Genomic DNA, 16721 nt, shown 5'->3' with positions numbered 1-16721 from the left:
TTCCTGTCAGGCTTGGGCCGGGGCGGCGAAGGGGACGTCCAGCGGCGCGGTGTCGAAGTTGCGCAGCAACTCGATGAGGATCTGCGTCGCGGGGCCGAGGGGTTTGTCCTTGTTCGAGTAAAGGTAGAACAGTGGATGGCGACTGCCACCCTGATCCAGCGGCAAAGGCTTGAGCACGCCCTCGCGCAGCTCGCGCTCGATCAGGTGGCGCGGCAGCCAGGCAAAGCCCAGTCCGCTGCTGACGAAGGTCGCGGCGGTGGCCAGGCTGCCCACGGTCCAGCGCTGTTCGGCGCCGAGCCAGCCGACGTCGCGGGGCTGGGAGCGGCCGGAGTCGCGGATCACCACTTGCAGCTGGCTTTCCAGGTCCTGGAAGTTCAGGACCCGGCCGAGGCGGTGCAGCGGGTGTTCCGGGTGGGCCACGGCGACGAACTCCACCGCGCTCAGCTCGGCACCCAGGTAGCCGGCGATGCTGAAGCTGCTGATGGCCAGGTCGGCGATACCTTCGTGCAGCACTTCCTCGACCCCGGACAACACCTCTTCGCGCAGACGCACCCGGCAGCCGCGGCTCTGCGGCATGAACGCGCTCAGCGCGCGGACCAGGCGGGCGTTGGGGTAGGCGGCGTCCACCACCAGGCGCACCTCGGCTTCCCAGCCCTGTTCCATATGGTGGGCGAGGTCTTCCAGCTGGCTGGCCTGCTTGACCAGTTGCCGCGAACGGCGCAGCAACACGTTGCCGGCATCGGTCAGCACCGCCTTGCGCCCGTCGATGCGCAGCAGCGGCACACCGAGTTGATCCTGCATCCGGGCCACGGTGTAGCTCACCGAGGACTGCGAACGGTGCAGGGCCTCGGCGGCCTGGGCGAAGCCGCCGTGATCGACCACGGCCTGCAGGGTTCGCCACTGATCCAGGGTAACGCGCGGCGCTTTCATCTTCGGCTCCTGTTGTCCTAAGCTGGCGCTCTTCTCAAGGAGAGCGCCGAATGAAGAAATATTCTGTTGCGTTGCTGGCCCTGCTGCCGCTGACCGTGCTGGCGGCGTATCCCATCGAAGTGACGAAGGAGCTGGGCGAGGGTATCAAGCTCGACACCACCGCCTACGACACCGCCAACGACATGAGCACCATCACCCTCGAAAACTATGGCGACACCGCCGCTTCGTGCCGGGTGACTTTCCGCAATGGCCCGGAAACCCCAAGGGTACGCCGGGTCGACGTGCCGGCGAAGAAGAGCCTCGATGTCACGGCCAACTTCAACAAGCAGATCATCAAGATGCGCATCCTGGTGGACTGCAAGGCGCAACAAGCAAATTAACTGATAGATTTGACCGAGTTTTTACGCTTTTTTATCGATAGGTCAATCATTAATCTTGTCTCCATCGACTTAGCGACCTTGCCGATGGAGGCAAAATTCAATGTCCCGCGTACTGATCATCGAAAGCAGCGCCCGCCAGCAGGATTCGATTTCCCGTCAACTGACCCGTGATTTCGTTGCCCAGTGGCAGGCCGCCAACCCCGCCGACAGCGTCACCTTGCGTGACCTGGCACAGAACCCGGTGCCGCACCTGGACGCCAACCTGCTGGGCGGCTGGATGAAGCCCGAAGAGCAGCGCAGCGCCGAAGAGCTGCAGGCCCTGGCGCGTTCCAATGAACTGACTGACGAAGTGTTGGCGGCCGATGTGCTGGTCCTGGCGGCACCGATGTACAACTTCACCATCCCGAGCACCTTGAAAGCCTGGCTGGACCATGTGCTGCGTGCCGGCGTGACCTTCAAATACACCGACACCGGCCCGCAAGGCCTGCTGACCGGCAAGCGCGCCTACGTGCTGACCGCTCGCGGCGGCATCCATGCTGGTGCGGCGAGTGATCACCAGGAACCGTACCTGCGTCAGGTGCTGGCCTTCATCGGCATCCATGACGTGACCTTTATCCACGCCGAAGGCCTGAACATGGGCGGCGACTTCCATGAGAAGGGCCTGAACCAGGCCAAGGCCAAGTTGGCCGCGGTGGCCTGAGGCCAAAGAACATTCCCTGACTGACACCCCTTTTTGCTCCTTTGGGTGTACTGCCCGGTCGAAGCCCTGCGCTCGGCCGGGTTTTTTTATTGCCTCTCAGGGCCTCATCGCTGGCAAGCCAGCTCCCACAGGGTCCGAGTCGCTGCAGAACCCTGTGGGAGCTGGCTTGCCAGCGATGAGGCCCTCAAGAGCAATAAAGAATCCCGAGAATTGCACTGGGATACTCCAACCCGCTAAGGTCGCCGCCTTGATCCCCGAGAGGCAACCATGGGCTACCTACTGATCGTCGCGCTGATCCAGGCGTATTCCTTCAACCTGATCGGCGAATACCTCGCCGGCCACGTCGACAGCTACTTTGCGGTGCTGGCCCGGGTCGTCCTGGCCCTGATCGTCTTCCTCCCGCTGACCCGCTGGCGCCAGGTCGAGCCGCGCTTCATGCGCGCCATGCTGGTGATCGGCGCCCTGCAGTTCGGCATCACCTACGTCTGCCTCTACCTCAGCTTCCGCGTGCTGACGGTGCCGGAAGTGCTGCTGTTCACCATCCTCACCCCGCTGCACGTGACCCTGATCGAAGACGCCCTGAACCGCCGCTTCAACCCCTGGGCGCTGCTCGCTGCCCTGGTGGCCGTGGCCGGCGCGGCGGTGATCCGCTTCGACAGCATCAACCCGGACTTCTTCATCGGCTTCCTGCTCCTGCAACTGGCCAACTTCACCTACGCCGCCGGCCAGGTCCTGTACAAGCACCTGGTCGCCCGCCACCCCAGCGACCTGCCGCATTACCGGCGTTTCGGCTACTTCTACCTGGGTGCACTGATCGTCGTACTGCCGGCCTTCCTCGCCTTCGGCAATGCCCGGCACCTGCCCACTACCAACGTGCAGTGGGGCGTGTTGCTGTTCCTCGGGCTGTGTCCGACGGCGCTGGGCCTGTACTGGTGGAACAAGGGCGCCTGCCTGGTTTCCGGCGGCACCCTCGCGGTGATGAACAACCTGCATGTCCCGGTGGGCTTGCTGCTCAACTTGCTGATCTGGAATCAGGACGAGCCGCTGGGGCGGTTGTTCTTCGGTGGGACCATCATCCTGGCGTCACTGTGGCTCAGTCGCCTGGGTACGCAGCGCTCGGCGCTCAACGCGACGTAGCTGAACCATCAGCTTGAAACGCTCTTTGCAAGTGGCTGCTGGGTGTCATCGGACTTGTATTCCATACGTTCGATCTTCCCGACGATGACCAGGTAGCAGAACATCGCGACCAGGGCATTGGCAGCCACGAATACCAGGGCGCTCTCGAAGGAGCCGGTCGCCTGCAGGATCAGCCCGATGATGATGGGCGTGGTGATGCCGGCCGTGTTGCCGAACGCGTTGAACATGCCGCCGCACAGCCCGGCGATTTGCTTGGGCGCGGTGTCGGCCACCACTGCCCAGCCGATGGCGCCGAAGCCTTTGCCGAAGTAGGCAAGCGCCATGATCGCCACGATCACCCATTCAGTGTCGACATAGTTGCAGGCAACCATGCTGGTGGACATGAGCATGCCCAGCACCAGCGGGGCTTTGCGTGCAAAGGTCAGGCTTTGTCCTCTGCGGATCATGCCATCGGAAATGATTCCACCCAGTACACCGCCCAGAAACCCGCAGATCGCCGGAATGGACGCGATGAAACCCGCCTTGAGGATCGACATCCCGCGGTCCTGGACCAGATACACCGGGAACCAGGTCAGGAAGAAGTAGGAAAGGGTATTGATGCAGTACTGGCCGACGAATACACCCAGCATCATGCGGTTGCTCAACAGCTGCTTGAACGCCGAGAGGCTGGGCTTGACGGCATCGCTCTTGGCCCCGGTCTGGTCCATGTCGATGATGCCGCCGCCCTCGGCGATATGCCTGAGCTCTTCTGCATTGATGCGCGGGTGTTGCTTTGGCGAGTAGACAGTCTTGATCCAGATAGCGGCCATCGCCATGCCCAGGCCGCCCATCACCACGAACACGTAGTGCCAGCCGAACCGGTAGACGATCCATGCCATGAATGGCGCGAACAGCACGGTTGCAAAGTACTGGGCGGAGGTGAAGATGCCCGCGGCCGTGCCGCGTTCAGCGGAGGGGAACCAGGCGGCAGCCATGCGGCTGTTACCCGGGAAGGAGGGCGATTCGGCGAGCCCGACCAGAAAGCGCAGGGCGAACATGACGACCACGGCGACCGACACGCTGTACCAGCCGACGGTGGCCTGCAGGATTGTGAACAACGACCAGAGGAAGATGCTCCACGCGTAGACGCGCTTGGTGCCGAACCGGTCCAGCAACCACCCTCCGGGAATCTGGCCGGCCACGTAGGCCCAGGCGAATGCCGAGAACAGGAAGCCCATCTGCACCGGCGTGATGCCAAGTTCCTTTTGCATCGATGAGCCGACGATGGAAAGTATCGCGCGGTCGGCGTAGTTGATCGTTGTTACCAGGAAAAGTAACAGCAGAATGAAATAGCGAATGCGGGTAGGGCGCGCGTTCATTCGAACACCTCTTGTTATTGTCAGTGAGCCGGGAGCGCCAGAAACGCCTGGACGCGACCGGCCTTCAATGAAGCGTTACTGTCTTGCCAGGCCTTACTTCATCGGTACGCGGGCGATCATTTGCGGAGGGCGCAGGAATTCGAAGTCGCACCCTTTGTCGGCCTGGGTCATCTGCTCGTAGAACAGCTTGCGATAGCCCCGCTCGGCATCGACGGGTTTCGGCAGGACCAGGCTGGCGCGGCGAGCGGCGAGCTCTGCGTCGTCAACCTTGAGTTCCAGGCTGCGCTCGCTGACGCTCAGGCGAATCCGGTCACCGCTCCTGACCAGTGCCAGCGGCCCGCCCAGCGCCGCTTCCGGGGTGACGTGGAGCACGATGGTGCCGGCCGCGGTGCCGCTCATGCGTCCATCGGAAATCCTCACCATGTCCTTTACGCCCTGTCGGGCGAGCTTCTTGGGAATGGGCAGGTAGCCGGCCTCGGGCATGCCCGGCGCACCGATCGGGCCGATGTTCTTCAGTACCAGGACATCGTCGGCCTGCACATCGAGGTCCGGATCGTCGATGCGTGCCGCCATGTCTTCGGAGTTCTCGAAGACCACGGCCCGACCTTCGTGCTCCATCAGCTCGGGGTTGGCGGCGGATTGCTTGATGATCGCGCCATCAGGCGCCAGGTTGCCCTTGAGGAACGCGATGCCGCCCGCTGGATAGATCGGGTTGGAGAAACTGCGAACCACATCCTGTTTATGTTCGGGGAAATCCTCGAGCTCTTCACCCAGGCTGCGCCCGCTGACGGTCATCGCGTCCAGGTGCAATTGCGGTTTCAGTTCACGCAGAACGGACTGCAGGCCGCCTGCGCGATGCAGGTCCTCCATGTAGTGCTGGCCTGAAGGCTTGAGGTCGACCAGTACCGGGGTTTCGCGGCTCATGTTGTCGAACGCCTCGAGATCGATCTCGAAGCCCATGCGCCCGGCGATCGCGGTCAGGTGAACGATGCCGTTGGTGGACCCGCCAATGGCCAGCAGGACGCGCAAAGCGTTCTCGAAGGCCTTCGCGGTCAGGATCTTGTCCGGGGTCAGCCCATTGCGCGCGTTGCGTACCGCCTGGCGACCGCTTTCCTCTGCAATGCGTATCCGGTCGCTGGTGACGGCCGGCGCCGTTGCGCCACCCGGCATCACGATGCCCAGTGCCTCGCCGATGCACGCCATGGTGCTGGCAGTGCCCATCACCGAGCAGGTGCCAATGCTCGCGACCAGCTTGTTGTTGACCTCGGTGATCTCCTGCTCATCGATCTCCTCGGCACGATAGCGTCCCCAGAAGCGCCGGCAGTCGGTGCACGCGCCGACGCGCTCGCCACGGTGGCCGCCGGTGAGCATGGAGCCCGTCACCAACTGGATCATCGGCACATTGGCTGATGCGGCCCCCATCAACTGAGCCGGCACGGTCTTGTCACAGCCCCCGATCAGCACCACGGCGTCCATGGGTTGTGCGCGGATCATCTCCTCCGTGTCGATGGCCATCAGGTTGCGCAGGTACATGCTGGTCGGCTGGGAGAAGCTTTCAGCGATGGAAATGGTCGGGAAATCGATCGCCAGGCCACCCTCCATCATCACCCCGCGCTTCACGGCTTCGATGAGCTGCGGCGCATTGCCGTGACAGGGGTTGTAGCCACTGCCCGTGTTGGCGATGCCGATGATCGTGCGATCCAGCGCATCGTCGCTGTAGCCGGCACCTTTGATGAACGCCTTGCGCAGGAACAGGGCGAAACCGGTATCGCCGTAGTTGGTCAGCCCTTTGCGAATGCCAGTGGGCTTGATGACAGGAGGAGTGTCAGGCATGGATCACCTACCGCGTTATTATTGAATTAATTGTCGATCAGATTATTGATAATCTGGTGAGGCGATAAGAACACGATCACGGTGCTTGTGCAAGCACCGCTCCTCGGCGAGGTGGCTGGCCGTCGATGAAGCTGCGGCACGCGTGGTTTTGTGGCAGTCTTTCTCCCGTCCGCACCACCCGTTCTTAAGGCAGCGTCATGCAACTCATCGATTCGGAAACCCAGGCCAGCGGCCTCGAACAGACTGTGCGCATACTCGAGGAGGAGATTGTCCTGGGCTTTCTTCATCCACGGGAGCGGTTGGTCGAGGATGACCTGCTCGAGCGTTTCGGCCTCAAGCGGCACGTGGTGAGGCAGGTGCTGGTGGAGCTCGAGCGCATGGGGCTGGTGGAGCGCAAGCGCAACGTGGGTGCGCTCGTTCGCGCCTATACGGCGAAGGAAGTGGAAGATCTCTATGCCGTGCGCGAGCTGCTTGAATGCCAGTGTGTGCGGCTGATCAGGTTTCCGGTCGGCGAGAGCGACCTGAACCGGTTGATTGCCATTCAGGACAACCACGACGAGATGGTCGCGTCAGAAAACCTTCGTGGCGCCTTCCGCGCCAACATGCAGTTTCACAAAGTCCTGTTCGGCCTCTCGGACAACCCAGTGCTGGTGGCGGCGACCCAGGACCATGCCCAGCGTGCCCATTCCATTCGCTCGTCCTCCCTGGTCATAAGCGATCAGCTGGAACGGGCACGGCGCGAGCATTGGCTGATCATCGACGCCTTGAGGGCTGGCGACGTGGATAAACTGGTTCAACTGTGCAGCGACCATCTCAAGCCTTCGAGAGACACCTATGTGTCTCATTACCAGCTTCGCGATAGCCAGAAGAACCAGTAGGTACGTCAGGCTTGCTCTTGAGCGGTCGCCTCGGCACGTAGCGGTCGGCGCTCGCCGGCCAGGCCGGTCGACAGGGCATCCAGCCCGGCGCGCAGATCGCTGCCGCTGGGCTGTTGGTACAACGCCAACCCAAACTCCGGCAACACCGCCAGCAGATAATCGAAAATATCCCCCTGAATCCGCTCGTACTCGGCCCACACCGTGGTCCGGGTAAAGCAGTAGATCTCCAGCGGCACGCCCTCGGCGGTGGTCTGCATCTGCCGGACCATGCAGGTCATGCCCTGCTGCACGTCGGGATGGTTCTTCAGGTAGGCGAGTGCGAAGGCGCGGAAGGTGCCGATATTGGTCAGCTTGCGGCGGTTGGCCGAGAGCTCGGCAACCTGGCCCTGGGATTCGTTCCAGGTGTGCAGTTCGTTGCGCTTTTGCGCGAGGTAGTCCTTGAGCAGGCGCACATCGCTGAGGCGGTGCTGTTCTTCGGCGGTGAGGAAGCGTACGCCGCCGGCATCGATGAACAGGCTGCGCTTGATCCGCCGTCCGCCGGATTGCTGCATGCCGCGCCATTACAACCGGTAAATTTTCATACTATCTAGGTTCTGTCTCAAAACAGGTGTCGCAGACACCGCATGACACAAGCCAGCGAGACCATCGCGCCATAGCTTTTTGCAAGCTTGTCGAAGCGAGTCACGACTCGGCGGTTCTCCTTCAGCCAGCCGAACATACGCTCGATCACATTCCGCTGGCGGTATTTGGGGCGATCAAACAGGCGGGGCAACCCAGGCTTGGGTTTGCGCTTCATCGCACGCAGAGGAATGACCGGCTGCATTCGATACCGGTCACAGTAGCGGCGTAGTGCATCAGCATCGTAGCCCTTGTCGGCTAAAAGCCAGCGGCAGCGCTTACGAGGTCGGCCGCGTTTGCTCGTCGGGATACAGACATCGTCCAGCAATGGCTCTGCGTAGCTGATATCGCTGGCTTGACCGTCAGAAAGCAGGAAGCGCAAAGGCACGCCGTTGGCGTCGCAGAGCATATGAATCTTGGTGGTGAGACCACCCCGACTGCGGCCTAGAGCGTGATCTGCGGGCTCATCAAGCCCCCTTTTTTACCTGCACCTGATGAGGCGCGGGTGGCACGAACAGCAGTTGAATCGATCATCCAGGTCTGCAGGTCGATGAGCCCTTGATCATTGTGCTGCAAATGCAATCGCTTGAGCATCTGCTCGAAGGTTCCCCGGTTTCGCCAAAGCCGGAAGCGGTGATAAATCGTTCGCCAGGGCCCAAAGCGCTCGGGCATGTCGCGCCAGGGAGCACCGGAGCGCAGCAACCACAGCACGCCATCGAGCATCAGGCGATCACTTGATCGCGGCCTGCCTCTGGTGTGGGTTGAGGTAAACAGATCTGCGACCAGATTCCATGCTTCATCCGAGAGTTCGTAGCGATTAGCCATCACAGGATTCCTTTCCATAGATGGCTGAAAACCTTACAAAATTCTCAGCATTCGCGGCACTGAAGTTCGGTTTCGCTCAATTTCAGACAGAACCTAGGGATGCTTTATTTGCTGGGGACGTTGGAGTTTGAGCAGAAGATCCAGTTGCACCTGGCTTGTCCTATTTGGGCAAAGACAAGGTCAGCGATCCATCGCGAATCACGGTAAAGGTCATCCTCCACAGCTGAGGTTGTTCAGGCGCTGCATTGCACGCTTTGCATCGTCCAGAATGTCGTCGAATATTTGTTCCACTGGCTGCACTGCAGTCGCAAAAACTGCAGATGGCCCGTAGTCGAGCATACCGATGCTGCTATCACCCGTAAGGTAGGCCTGGGTGGTTAATTTGCCCATGACGTGCGGGCGGTAGTGTTCAAAATCGCTGGTACCCGTCGCATCGATGGCAGCCACGGCTTTCGCGCTTTCGTTGTTCAAAACCCGGTGATGTTGGCGTAGGCCGGTCTTGACGATGACGCTATCCGTGCCATCGCTGTTCACCAGTAGATCCTTGTATTGGCGGTGAATCCACAGCTCTTCCGATACCAGCATCCTGGTGCCCATCAAGATCGCGTCAGCACCCATCACCAGGGTGGCGGCGAGTTGGCTCCCTGTTCCCATCCCACCGCCAATCACCAGGGGTATGGATAGCTCCTGTGAGGCCTGAGGGGCCTGCACCATGCTGCTGATACCATAGGTTCCTGGATGACCTCCGGAATCATTGCCAACAACAATCACGGCATCAACGCCCAGGCGTTCGGCTGACCTCGCGTGTCGGACGGCTGAAACCTTGTGCAGCACTTTGATGCCGGATTCGCGGAGAGCAGGAAGGATTGCCTCGGGGCTACCACCTGAGGTCTCGACGCAAAGGACATTCTCTTCAGCCAGGATTCTCACCTGCTCCTGCATCCGACCGGCTGCAGTGGGCTGACCTGATATGTAGAGGTTCACACCGAACCTTTTTCCAAGTAACAGTTGCCGGCACTTACGAAGCTCCTCGCGAAACTGCTCTGGATCAGGGTAGGCAGAAGCAACGATGAACCCCATTCCCCCCGCATTGACCACAGCCGCTACGTAGGTCGCGTCTGAAACGCCAGGCCCCATCCCGCCGCAAAGGATTGGATGGCGGATGCCGAGCATTTCGGTGATACGAGTCTTGAATAATGGGTTTCGCATCAGAGCACTCCAGGTCTTCCACGGCGGAGGGTGAAGACCCTGGCCGGGCGAAAGGGTTGGATCGCAGGACGGCTTCAGATTTGGCCGCAGTACTCCACCGTTATAGCTAAACAATCGTTCAGCGGTAAAGCGTATTCGAGACCGCTTGTTGATGCCGATCCTAGGCCATCTCAGGGCCGCGAGACGGATGACCCTGCCAGGTATTAAGCAGGCTCGTCAGACGAGGGAGAATCTCGCTCCTCTCATATCAAGCAAGTACAGCAGGTGATTGGCGTGAGGAGGGTGAGTCGCGGATAGACATTTTAATACCCGCGACATACGATATTGTATTTAGTATCTATCAAATCCGGCGAATGGCTTAAGGTAAATTACCTTGGCTTCTTTAAGTGTTGCCTTGAGTTCTGTGGAAACGTCACCATGGATGAAGAAGCTTTCGGTTTCTGTAAATTTAGCGAAGCTCTCAGAGTATGGAGGGAAAGTATGGGTTAGGTGGAGGTCTGCTGCCGCCGAATCTACATATCTTTCATGTATCGCAATAGTGCTTTCATCATCGGAGACGAAGTACTCGTAGGTAAGCGAGCCTTCTTCCTTTTCAGTATCGGCAACCAGTTGTTGCACGACTTTTAAGAGAGCCGCAAGATTAGATGGTGAGACTTTTAGGGATAGGGTGAAGATTACGTGTTTACTCATTCGTGACAGGTTCTCGAACATGATATTGAAGGGAGGTCTGCGTGCGAGCGTGGTAGGCCCGGCTCACAAGAAAGCCCCCTTGATTTGAAAAGAACCACGGAGCGCACTGCTTCGATGCTGAGGCTAACGGCGTGTGGGTAGGTGCAGCGAAGCGATCTCTGAAGCCTACCACCTGGCCCGCCTCTCCATGAAGCGTTGAAGCGTTCGGGTATTTGGCTTCCAGTTCTGGTGTGTATGGGTAACGAGACCAGCACCTAGACCGTGATCTAAACGCTAGCACAACGAGCAGAGTTATTTGTTTCATCTGTGAAATAATGTTTTTCAAGCTTGGCTATTCATTCCACTGTTTTGACAGGTTAATTTCGTTCTGGTGTCTGGTCTGAGTGCAGCTGCGTTTGGGGAACTTTGATGTTCATCCGTTTGTGGTGAGCTGTACGGGGTCTAGATAGACCCTACTTCCATGCCCTTGAGCGCTGACTAAGGGGTGATTTTTGTAAGAGATACGGCCCCAAAAATAAAAAATAGGTTGCCATGCAAAATACAACAGTCTTGCGTTTTGCAAGTATCTGGAAAATCTATGGGTTTTTGAAACGCTGAAATCGGTCGATTTTTAATTGCGCGCAAACGAGCTATGGATCATGCGCGCCAAGGAGTACGTGTAAATGTCTTGAGTCCTGGCCCGATGATGGCTGGCCTGTTCAAGCGCCATCTCGAGTCTGCGGCGGACTCGCAGCGTTTCTTTGATACACGCTCTGCTCGTCAACCGAATGGCCGCATCCCGGAAGCGCGGGAAGTCGCGTCTGCTGCGTTGTTCCTGCTTTCAGAGGGGGCGGTTGCGCTGAACGGTGCCGATGTCACAGCGGACGGTGGTTTGACCGCCAGCTTCGACTTCAGGACGGGCGCAGAAGGAGCATCGATTTAAGGTGATTTACCCGGGGCCGGGCCTATGCGATGGATCTAACTGATCCGCAGAGCTGTTATCGACCTAGAGATCATCGTTGTTTTGCTGAGTTATGCCGCGCTGTTGCTCACTGCTTCCTAGGAGTGAGTTCACGTAGCTTTTGTGCAGCGTTACCTGGGACATCGTGCGGGTGTTCCAGGTATTTTTTTGCTCACGTTTTGTGTTGGTGGTGATGAGCGACTTGAGCATGAGCGCAGGCAGATGGCTTCAAGACTTGGACTCGTCACTGACTGAGTTGGCTATTTAAATCGAGATGAGCGCAGGCGCCATCGACAGCTATCCGCCTGAGCAGATGCTAAGGAAGTGATGCAGATTTTTTTTGAAGGATGTCGGCCAGAGCATGAGGTCAGCCTGTGGCCGACCCCATGCTGCCACTACCGTTACTTGTCAGGCAGGGCGTAGGCGATCACGTAATCACCACGGTCTGGCGAATTTCGAGCGCCGCCGGCGGTGAGAAGTACGTATTGCTTTTTCGTCTTAAGCGAGATGTAGGTCATCGGAGTTGCTTGTCTGCCGACAGGGAGTCGACCTTTCCACAGGTCTTTCCCGCTATCAGCATCGATGGCGCGGAGGTAGTAGTCAGAAGTGCCCGCGTAGAAGATGAGGCCAGACTGCGTGGTCAGGGAACCGCTTAGTGTTGGTGTGCCGATTGGCATAGGGAGGTGCGTTGCAATTCCCAGCGGGCCGGTGTCTTCGACGGTGCCGAGTGGACGCTGCCATGCGATCTTCTTGGTTTTGAGATCGATTGCGGTCATCGACCCGAACGGGGGATTCTGGCAGGGAACGCCGAGAGCCGACATGAAGTTGATCAGCATCACACCATATGGAGTGCCGTACTGAGGATTGATGCCGTCATGGCCAGCGCCTCCGCTTTTGCCACGGGTCTCTTCAATGATTCGATCAGTTTCCTCACGACTTTTCAGCTGGATGATCTGCGCCAGGCGGATGTCGTTAACGATGAGGTAGTCGTTGGTAGCGTTAACAGCTGCGCTACCCCAGTTCATGCCACCGTAGAAGCCCGGCCACTGCAGTGAGGGTGTGGTCGTCGGAGGAGTAAAATCGCCTTCGTAACGAAGCTGGGAGAACTGGATACGGCACATCAGCTGGTCGAAGACGCTGAGACCCCACATGCGCTTTTCAGACAGTGGATCTACGCCAATGGCTGGCATGTCTACCGAATACGGCTGAGTCGGAGACAGCGGCTCCTGGCCATTTTGGGGAACGGCGATCTCCTTCACATCCGAAATAGGATTGCCGTTTCTACGATCCAGTACAAAGATCTGACCGCGTTTGGTGACCTGGATCAGAGCTGGAACGGTTGCGCCTTTTCCATCAGGGATATCGTAGAGCGTTGGCTGTGCAGGAACGTCGTAGTCCCAGACATCATGATGAGTGGTTTGGAACATCCAGCGTTCTTTACCCGTGCGCACATCCAGAGCAACGACGGCAGAAGAATACTTCCGCTCCGCTTCTGTGCGGTTTCCGCCCCAGAAGTCCGGCGTCGTGTTGCCGGTTGGCAGATACACCAAGCCCAGTTGCTCGTCGTAGGTCGGTGTAACCCATACGTTTGGTGTGCCCTTGGTGTAAGTCTCACCTTCAGGTGGCAGGCGATCAATTAGTGGATTGCCAAGATCCCATGCCCACACCAGTTCGCCAGTGACTGCGCTGAATGCGCGAACGACGCCAGATGGCTGGCCGGCAGCCACGTTGTCGTAGATGCGCCCGCCAAGAATTACAAGGTCTCCAGCAATCAATGGAGCGGAAGTCTGGGAGTAGATTCCGGGCTTATATGGGCCCAAGCCTTGGCTTAGCTGGACAGTACCATTTTCACCGAAGCTCTCGCACAGCTCGCCTGTGTGTGCATCAACAGCCATCAAGCGTGCATCGTTTGAAGCGACGATAATGCGCTGACGGCAGCTGTTTGCCGCTGCAGGCTGGGCAGGGGAGTTCTGGGTATCGTGGTACTTGGCGCCATTCTCAACGTCGTAGTAGCCAACGCCCCGGCATCGCTGCCAAACGCCAGTGTCCGACTTGGGATTGAATCTCCAGCGCTCCTTGCCTGTATCGGCGTCGACTGCGATGACTTGGCTCTTAGGCGTGCAGATGTAAACGGTATCGTCGATCTGCAAGGGGGTGTTTTGGTCTTCGAGGCCAGTTTCGGCGACTTCACCGGTGTGGAATGTCCACGCGACTTTTAGTCCATCGACGTTCTCTTTGTTGATCTGGCCATAAGGGGCATAGCGCGTGCCCGCTGCAGTGGAGCCATAGTGCGCCCAATTGCCTTGGGTCGCCGGAGTCATGTTGCTGCGATCTACAGTGGTATTCGATTCGATTACACCATGCGGAATGAAGGCAGCGGCGAAGCCTGCTAGCAATACCAAGCCGAGCACGCCCGCGAGGGAGTAAGATGTTTTTTTGCTGGCCCGCCGATTCATTTCGGGTTTGAAAGCTGGAATGGCCAATGCGTTAAGGATAGCGAGCGCCAGGAACACGCCTAGTCGAGGAACCCACTGCCAGTAATCCAAGCCGGCTTCGTATGCGGCCCATACCAGTGTGCCCAGGAACACAGCGCCATAGATCGCGATACCGATGGATCGTCTGCGCATCAGATAGTAGGCCGATAGCAGCATACCAACGCCTGCAATCAGGTAATACCAAGAGCCTCCGTTCTTGGCGAGGGCGATCCCGCCGAGAAGAAGGAACAAGCCTAACAAGGCATGCAGGCTGCCCAGCACTGGGGGGAACCATCCACCAGTCCGGGTTTGTTTTTCTAGGGACATTAAAGTGTGTCTCTTTATCGATGTGAGCTAGGACGAGCGATTAACCCGCCAATCCATGTGGAATAACTACCTAGAACTAACTAGAGAAAAAATCGGCGGAACTATCGGGGACAGCGCCTGCTAGGTAAATCCCCTTTCAATCTACTGTGAGTAGACCAAAGCTCTACCGCTCCTTGCGCCACTACATGATTATTTCAATATGGAAATAATGATTTTCAATCAAGGCATTTTTTGAAAAGACGGCTTGTGTTTCCCTTAGATGCAGGAAGCAGCTCTGTGACTTTCAAATGCCTAGGCTATGAACGCAGGGCCCTACCAGGGGCTTGATGCAGCGTCAGGTCTTACTGCTTGTTTAGTGTGGGTTGAAAGGGAATTTGAGTGGCTGTGGTTGGGCATAAAACTGTATACAAATATAAAAATTTACAGGGCTTGGCTATGCACTATTTCAATCTGGCATTTGCCATTTTCATGTCATTCTTCGCTAGTCGACTTCCCATTTGTTCGAAAAGCGCTTCCGCTAAAAATTGCACCATTCCTATCGAGTCAAAGCGACTCGCCCTTTCTTTGGCGTGCGCCGGTTTCTTCAATAGTAGAGCCGTCTTACGTTCTCGCGCATTTTTTCGATCTAAGCAAAGTCATACATCCAGAATCTTTTGGCCGTGCATGGTTGCGGTTTCTATAGCGCCTGGAACAACAGGGCTGCAGAGGTTTCAGTATGTGCCCGTGCCTGAGTATCAAAGATTTCAGACTGCTTCAGTCTGAGAGGTTGATCGGGTGCGTATGCGCGGATTTATTATAAGAATATTTTTAGGGGTGCTGAATTATGAGTCCTGCCACGGTTAATGCTATATATCGGCTTTCTATGCCGCTCCAGATTTTGCTGTTTCTTATTTGGTTGCTGGTGGTGGTATGCGCCTCAAATTCGGTGTTCTCAGGTTAAAGCTTTCTAGGTGGTAAGACTAAAACGGCTTGCATGGACTTGTCGCTAAGGATACCGCTAAAACTCAGTGAGAAATCGACCTCGAAAAGAGGCCTTGGAGGATCTAGTGCACATTAACTTAGAACAACGCAAAGTAATCATCACAGGAGCAGCTAATGGCATTGGCAGAGCAACAGCTCTTGCGTTTGCCAGGGAAGGTTGCTCTCTTGCTTTGCTAGATTACGACCTGAATGAGCTTGAGACCCTCAAGCATGAGCTTGACATGCTCGAAGTCGAAAGCCACATCATCAAAGCAGATCTCTCCACCGCTCATGGCGTCGACTCGTCGTTCAACAGTGCTCTGACAGCCCTTGATGGTGTTGTTGATATCCTGATCAACAACGTAGGCTCGGGGGCTGTACGTAGCTTCGATGACATTACAGATGAGCAATGGCAGCAGACACTCGATCTGAATTTCATGAGTTACGTTCGGGCGTGCCGAAAGGTTTTGCCTGTAATGCGAACTCGTAAATCCGGAGTGATTATCAATAATGCCTCTGACTTGGCGCGTCAGCCTGAGTCCAATCCGATGGATTACTCTGCATCCAAAGCAGCGGTACTCGCGATCACCAAAGGACTGGCTCGCAGTGAAGGCCCCAATATCCGTATTAACGCTGTCGCTCCAGGGCCAATTTGGACGCCATTTTGGACAAAGCCAGGTGGTTTCGCCGACACGTTGAGTGAAATTCACGGTCTTCCACCCGAGGAGGCCGTGAAGCATGAGATGTCCCTGCGTCAGTTGCCACTTGGCCGCCTCGGAACTCCAGAGGAAGTAGCAAACGTTATTGTCTTCCTTTCCTCTGATCTAGCTTCATTTGTTACATCGAGTGTGTGGGGCGTTGATGGCGGTAGTGTTCGTTCGATTATCTAAAAACAACAAAAGAGATTAACCATGTCTGTCAAACATTCTTTGGCGTGTGCTGCTGTGCGTACCATTCCTGCAATTCTCGTTTGTTTTGGTGGCTATGCTCATGCGGAAGGGGCATTTTCAAACGACTCGCCATGGATGATGGGTGATTGGGGCGGACTTCGCTCAGAGCTCCTTGAGAAAGGCTATAAGTTCGATATCACCTATGTAGGAGAGGCCGCGTCTAATGTGGCTGGGGGTTACGATTCCCATACTACTGGCAGATATGCTGATCAGCTTGCGTTCGGCGTCAATGTAGACCTCGACAAGGTTTTGGGTTGGTCGGACGCAGAGCTTCAATTTTCCGTCAGTGAGCGTAACGGCCAAAATATCACCAATGAGCGAATTGGTGATCCACGCGTTGGTGCGTTCACTTCGGTTCAAGAAGTCTATGGGCGTGGCCAGACCTCAATGTCATCAACTTTGGAAATTATCCATAAATATCATATAATTAGCGCTCAAATCAGTGCATGGGAGAAGCCCTTTTGACTACCTATACCGCATCGCTTGACACCGCCAGCCAAACCCTGGCTTGA

The 16721-nt window shown here is 57.3% G+C and carries 14 protein-coding genes and 1 pseudogene; 7 read left to right on the top strand and 8 right to left on the bottom strand.

Annotation, left to right across the window (positions count from 1 at the left end):
* Positions 1-6 precede the first annotated feature (6 nt).
* On the bottom strand, positions 7-930 hold the full coding sequence (locus PSEMO_RS27510) for a LysR family transcriptional regulator (RefSeq protein WP_009405168.1): 924 nt from the start codon (positions 928-930) through the stop codon (positions 7-9).
* A gap of 50 nt (positions 931-980) precedes the next feature.
* Between PSEMO_RS27510 and PSEMO_RS27505 the strand changes: the two genes are divergently transcribed.
* The 3 genes from PSEMO_RS27505 (at position 981) to PSEMO_RS27495 (ending at position 3147) form a co-directional block, all read left to right on the top strand.
* Positions 981-1310, top strand: a complete 330-nt coding sequence (locus PSEMO_RS27505) for a 3-phosphoglycerate kinase (RefSeq protein WP_075806036.1) — start codon at positions 981-983, stop codon at positions 1308-1310.
* A gap of 100 nt (positions 1311-1410) precedes the next feature.
* On the top strand, positions 1411-2010 hold the full coding sequence (locus PSEMO_RS27500; protein ID WP_075806035.1) for an FMN-dependent NADH-azoreductase: 600 nt from the start codon (positions 1411-1413) through the stop codon (positions 2008-2010).
* A gap of 267 nt (positions 2011-2277) precedes the next feature.
* The gene (locus tag PSEMO_RS27495; RefSeq protein WP_075806034.1) at positions 2278-3147 is read left to right on the top strand and encodes a carboxylate/amino acid/amine transporter; all 870 of its coding nucleotides are present in this window, start codon (positions 2278-2280) and stop codon (positions 3145-3147) included.
* Between the two features lie 8 nt (positions 3148-3155).
* Here the strand turns inward: PSEMO_RS27495 and PSEMO_RS27490 are convergent, their stop codons facing one another.
* Together PSEMO_RS27490 and PSEMO_RS27485 are read right to left on the bottom strand one after the other, a co-directional pair.
* Complete coding sequence (locus PSEMO_RS27490) at positions 3156-4505, bottom strand: MFS transporter (RefSeq protein ID WP_075806033.1); 1350 nt, start codon at positions 4503-4505, stop codon at positions 3156-3158.
* Between the two features lie 93 nt (positions 4506-4598).
* Entirely contained in the window at positions 4599-6338 is a 1740-nt protein-coding gene (locus tag PSEMO_RS27485; RefSeq protein ID WP_075806032.1) for an IlvD/Edd family dehydratase, read from the bottom strand.
* A 197-nt stretch (positions 6339-6535) separates the two neighbouring features.
* Between PSEMO_RS27485 and PSEMO_RS27480 the strand changes: the two genes are divergently transcribed.
* Positions 6536-7216 carry a GntR family transcriptional regulator gene (locus PSEMO_RS27480; protein ID WP_075806031.1) on the top strand — a complete coding sequence of 227 codons (681 nt, stop codon included), beginning with the start codon at positions 6536-6538 and terminating at the stop codon, positions 7214-7216.
* Between the two features lie 5 nt (positions 7217-7221).
* Here the strand turns inward: PSEMO_RS27480 and PSEMO_RS27475 are convergent.
* From PSEMO_RS27475 to PSEMO_RS27455, 4 genes and pseudogenes are all read right to left on the bottom strand, one after another.
* Positions 7222-7776: pseudogene (locus PSEMO_RS27475) on the bottom strand (mechanosensitive ion channel family protein); the annotation flags it as partial.
* A gap of 38 nt (positions 7777-7814) precedes the next feature.
* Positions 7815-8659 (bottom strand): IS5 family transposase gene (locus PSEMO_RS32440; protein WP_372239145.1). Its coding sequence is split into 2 segments (ribosomal slippage): positions 7815-8305 and positions 8305-8659, totalling 846 coding nucleotides; the frame shifts between segments, so codons are not numbered across the junction.
* Positions 8660-8869: 210 nt separating this feature from the next.
* On the bottom strand, positions 8870-9868 hold the full coding sequence (locus PSEMO_RS27460) for an NAD(P)H-dependent flavin oxidoreductase (RefSeq protein ID WP_075806028.1): 999 nt from the start codon (positions 9866-9868) through the stop codon (positions 8870-8872).
* Between the two features lie 330 nt (positions 9869-10198).
* The gene (locus PSEMO_RS27455) at positions 10199-10558 is read right to left on the bottom strand and encodes a putative quinol monooxygenase (RefSeq protein ID WP_075806027.1); all 360 of its coding nucleotides are present in this window, start codon (positions 10556-10558) and stop codon (positions 10199-10201) included.
* Positions 10559-11156: 598 nt separating this feature from the next.
* Between PSEMO_RS27455 and PSEMO_RS27450 the strand changes: the two genes are divergently transcribed.
* Positions 11157-11480: an SDR family oxidoreductase gene (locus PSEMO_RS27450; RefSeq protein WP_305955611.1), complete on the top strand. Its 324-nt coding sequence runs from the start codon at positions 11157-11159 to the stop codon at positions 11478-11480.
* A gap of 419 nt (positions 11481-11899) precedes the next feature.
* On the opposite strand, the gene PSEMO_RS27445 is transcribed toward PSEMO_RS27450, so the two are convergent.
* Complete coding sequence (locus PSEMO_RS27445) at positions 11900-14299, bottom strand: membrane-bound PQQ-dependent dehydrogenase, glucose/quinate/shikimate family (protein ID WP_075806025.1); 2400 nt, start codon at positions 14297-14299, stop codon at positions 11900-11902.
* A 1046-nt stretch (positions 14300-15345) separates the two neighbouring features.
* On the opposite strand from PSEMO_RS27445, the gene PSEMO_RS27440 reads away from it, so the two are divergent.
* Positions 15346-16149 carry an SDR family NAD(P)-dependent oxidoreductase gene (locus tag PSEMO_RS27440; protein WP_075806290.1) on the top strand — a complete coding sequence of 268 codons (804 nt, stop codon included), beginning with the start codon at positions 15346-15348 and terminating at the stop codon, positions 16147-16149.
* Positions 16150-16170: 21 nt separating this feature from the next.
* On the top strand, positions 16171-16674 hold the full coding sequence (locus PSEMO_RS27435; protein ID WP_081430345.1) for a carbohydrate porin: 504 nt from the start codon (positions 16171-16173) through the stop codon (positions 16672-16674).
* The last annotated feature ends 47 nt before the right edge of the window (positions 16675-16721 follow it).

This window comes from Pseudomonas putida (genome assembly GCF_001941965.1).
Taxonomy (GTDB): Bacteria; Pseudomonadota; Gammaproteobacteria; order Pseudomonadales; family Pseudomonadaceae; genus Aquipseudomonas; species Aquipseudomonas putida_L.
The sequence above is the reverse complement of the archived record's forward strand: the minus strand, read 5'-3'. Positions and strand labels throughout refer to the sequence as shown.

Coding starts and splice junctions, on each gene's coding strand:
- PSEMO_RS27510 (WP_009405168.1), bottom strand. CDS start 930: ATGAAAGCGCCGCGCGTTACCCTGGATCAGTGGCGAACCCTGCAGGCC.
- PSEMO_RS27505 (WP_075806036.1), top strand. CDS start 981: ATGAAGAAATATTCTGTTGCGTTGCTGGCCCTGCTGCCGCTGACCGTG.
- PSEMO_RS27500 (WP_075806035.1), top strand. CDS start 1,411: ATGTCCCGCGTACTGATCATCGAAAGCAGCGCCCGCCAGCAGGATTCG.
- PSEMO_RS27495 (WP_075806034.1), top strand. CDS start 2,278: ATGGGCTACCTACTGATCGTCGCGCTGATCCAGGCGTATTCCTTCAAC.
- PSEMO_RS27490 (WP_075806033.1), bottom strand. CDS start 4,505: ATGAACGCGCGCCCTACCCGCATTCGCTATTTCATTCTGCTGTTACTT.
- PSEMO_RS27485 (WP_075806032.1), bottom strand. CDS start 6,338: ATGCCTGACACTCCTCCTGTCATCAAGCCCACTGGCATTCGCAAAGGG.
- PSEMO_RS27480 (WP_075806031.1), top strand. CDS start 6,536: ATGCAACTCATCGATTCGGAAACCCAGGCCAGCGGCCTCGAACAGACT.
- PSEMO_RS27460 (WP_075806028.1), bottom strand. CDS start 9,868: ATGCGAAACCCATTATTCAAGACTCGTATCACCGAAATGCTCGGCATC.
- PSEMO_RS27455 (WP_075806027.1), bottom strand. CDS start 10,558: ATGAGTAAACACGTAATCTTCACCCTATCCCTAAAAGTCTCACCATCT.
- PSEMO_RS27445 (WP_075806025.1), bottom strand. CDS start 14,299: ATGTCCCTAGAAAAACAAACCCGGACTGGTGGATGGTTCCCCCCAGTG.
- PSEMO_RS27435 (WP_081430345.1), top strand. CDS start 16,171: ATGTCTGTCAAACATTCTTTGGCGTGTGCTGCTGTGCGTACCATTCCT.